The sequence below is a fragment of the Mucilaginibacter sp. genome, from assembly GCF_036383575.1.
Taxonomy (GTDB): domain Bacteria; phylum Bacteroidota; class Bacteroidia; order Sphingobacteriales; family Sphingobacteriaceae; genus Mucilaginibacter.
Map to the genome: position 1 here is coordinate 1 of NZ_DASVOB010000322.1, position 2,904 is coordinate 2,904.

A 2,904-nucleotide genomic window follows, 5' to 3' on the forward strand; every position below is an offset into this window, starting at 1 on the left:
TTGATAACCTCGGTTATTTCGAAACTCTTTATAAAGCTAAAGCAGGCAAGGTTGAATATGGTTCTGTATTCAATATAACCAACCTTGATGCCTGTGGTGCAATGTCGGCAGGTTTGTTTGACGTAGACGCACTCGCTCACCGTAAAGATTACCAGGCTTATCTGGAAAGGTCTGCCGCCTATATCTTAGCCAAACAAATGCGTTTGCCTGATGGTACACTTGCCCGTCCGCAGCCCCGCTTTGGTACCCTTTGGGCCGATGACATGTTCATGAGCATCCCGTTTTTAGCACGTATGGGTAAGCTCACCGGCGATAGTAAATATTTTGATGATGCCATTAAGCAGGTCGAGAATTTTAACAAATACCTTTATGACCCGGCAACTGGCCTTTTCTTTCATAATTATTATGCTGATGATCAAACCAACGGTGTAGGCCACTGGGGCCGCAGTAACGGTTGGATAGCCATGGCACAGGTTGAACTATTAAACAATTTACCCGCAAACCACCCAAAACGCCCGGAGCTGATTAAATTGCTGTTAAGGCAAATAGTAGGTTACGCCCGTTACCAGGATCAAACCGGTTTATGGCACCAATTATTGGACAAGCCCGATTCATACCTTGAAACATCAGTTACCGCTATGTACACCTATGCAGTAGCAAGGGCAGTAAACCAGGGTTGGATAAACGAAAAATATATTGCCATTGCCCGCGAGGGATGGAAAGGCCTGGCTTCAAAAGTAACTGCCGACGGACAACTGCAGGATGTTTGTATAGGTACTAATATGGATACCGATATAAAATTTTATTACACCCGCCCAACCGAACTGAACGATACCCATGGTTTAGGCGCTTTATTACTTGCCGGAACCGAAATGCTTAAAGCCGAAAAGAAGAAATAACTATGCAGAGGCTAACGAGGGGTTTATTATGTACTGTCTTAATGGTGCTGGCATCTCATTTTAGTTTGTTCGCCGCCGATGTGGATATCACCGCTTACGGCGCTACAGGTAACGGCACTACCTTAAATACCGAAGCTATTCAAAAAGCCATCGATGCTTGTTATAAGAGCGGTGGCGGTAAAGTGGTGGTTCCTTCTGGGGTGTTTTTAACTGGCACCATCGCATTGAATGATAATATTACCCTGCATCTAAATAGGGGCGCTGTATTATTGGGGAGTACCGATATTAATGATTATAAGAACCTTGATCCTTTTGTTGAGGGCCTTGGCATTAGCGTGGGCTGGGCGCTGGTTGTAGCGGTTGATAAAAAGAACATCAGCATTGAAGGCGAAGGCATTATCGATGGCCAGGGATCAAAACTAAAAGCGCAGCAAATACTGACCGATACCCGTGCCGAATCACAACGCTGGGGCAGACGTCCGTTTTTATTACGTGTTGTACGCTGTCAAAATGTTTCGGTACGGGGTGTTACTTTAAATTACTCAGCCGCCTGGACCTCTCATTACTTTCAATGTAAGCAGGTAAATATTCAAAATGTAAAAATTGAAAGCAGGGGAGTTGCCCATAATGATGGTATGGATATAGATGGCTGTCAGGATGTAACTATCAAAAACTGCGATGTGGTAAGCGGTGATGATGCCCTGTGTTTTAAAACAACATCAAGCAAAATGGCCTGCAGGAATATTGTGATTTCGGACCTGCGGTTAAAAAGCGGCCAGGGGGCCATTAAAATGGGTACCGAATCAATGGCGCCATTTGAAAATATCAGCATTTCAAAATGCTATATCTATGATACGGCCAATGGAGGGATCAAGCTGCTTTCTGTTGATGGAGCAAATATCAGGAACGTTGAAATTGATGATATTACCATGGTTGAAGTAAAGACACCTATCCTGATCCGTTTAGGTGCAAGGTTAAGTGTATTTCGCAAAGATCAGGATTCGCAGCGGCCAATCGGAACGCTTGAAAATGTAACCATAAAAAATGTAAAGGCAAAAGCGGCAGATAACGCGCAACTGATGCCACCATCAGGAATCCTGATAACAGGTATCCCCGGGCATAATATTAAGGGGCTTACGTTAAAAAACATCGAAATAAACCTTGCAGGCGGCGGAACTGAAGAAAATGCCCGGCAGATTGTACCGGAGGCTATTGATAAGTACCCCGAAGTAAAAACATTTGGCCCCTTGGTGCCTGCCTATGGCGTATGGGCCCGGCATGTAGAGGGATTAAAACTCGACAATGTAAAATTCACATTAAGTCATAATGACCTCAGGCCCGCTTTCATTTGTGAGGACGGGAAAAATATTGAACTTAAATCCTGCATAATTCCTGAAACTACAGGGGCCCGGACAGTGATCAGGTTAGAGAATGTTGCGGGAGCTTACATAAACAACACCTCCGTTGCCGCCTCTGCGGACGCATTTGTACGCGTTGAGGGCAATGCAAGCAGCGATATCAGGATCCTGAAAAATAAAACACCTGATATACAAAAAAAGGTTGAGCTATCTGCTGATGTGAAAGCAGATGCTGCGGTTTTAGATTAATATTAATGAGCAATCCAATACAGCAAATGAAAATAAATACATATAAAATATTTTTAGCAGCCCTGGCATTTTTGTTTCCTTTCATGGTTTATGCTCAACAGGTTACTCTACCTTCGCAAACAGACCGCTGGGCTATTCAGCCCGATGGAAGCATCAGGTGGACGATCAACGGCCGGTTACCCCATACCGATCATATTGAAATGTCGGGCGAAAAAGTATCTGTATGGGTGCAGTATGGATTGGATAGCGCAGGCAGTGCTTTAGTTTCACGTACCGTTGTTTTCCCAACCTTCAGAATGCTGCCCGATGGCACCCGGACGCATATCGATTATACATTTCAGGATAACGAGTTGCCGCGGTTCTTTGTTAATAACCGTAAGCTCAAGACAGATCTTGCC

The 2,904-nt window shown here is 44.5% G+C and carries 2 protein-coding genes and 1 pseudogene; all 3 read left to right on the forward strand.

Annotation, left to right across the window (positions count from 1 at the left end):
* Positions 1-899 (forward strand): glycoside hydrolase family 88/105 protein (locus tag VF500_RS11070; RefSeq protein WP_330859731.1); only part of this gene is annotated, 899 nt, incomplete at its 5' end.
* Positions 900-940: 41 nt separating this feature from the next.
* The gene (locus VF500_RS11075) at positions 941-2,506 is read left to right on the forward strand and encodes a glycoside hydrolase family 28 protein (protein ID WP_330859732.1); all 1,566 of its coding nucleotides are present in this window, start codon (positions 941-943) and stop codon (positions 2,504-2,506) included.
* A 26-nt stretch (positions 2,507-2,532) separates the two neighbouring features.
* Positions 2,533-2,904, forward strand: a pseudogene (locus VF500_RS11080) (hypothetical protein); the annotation flags it as partial.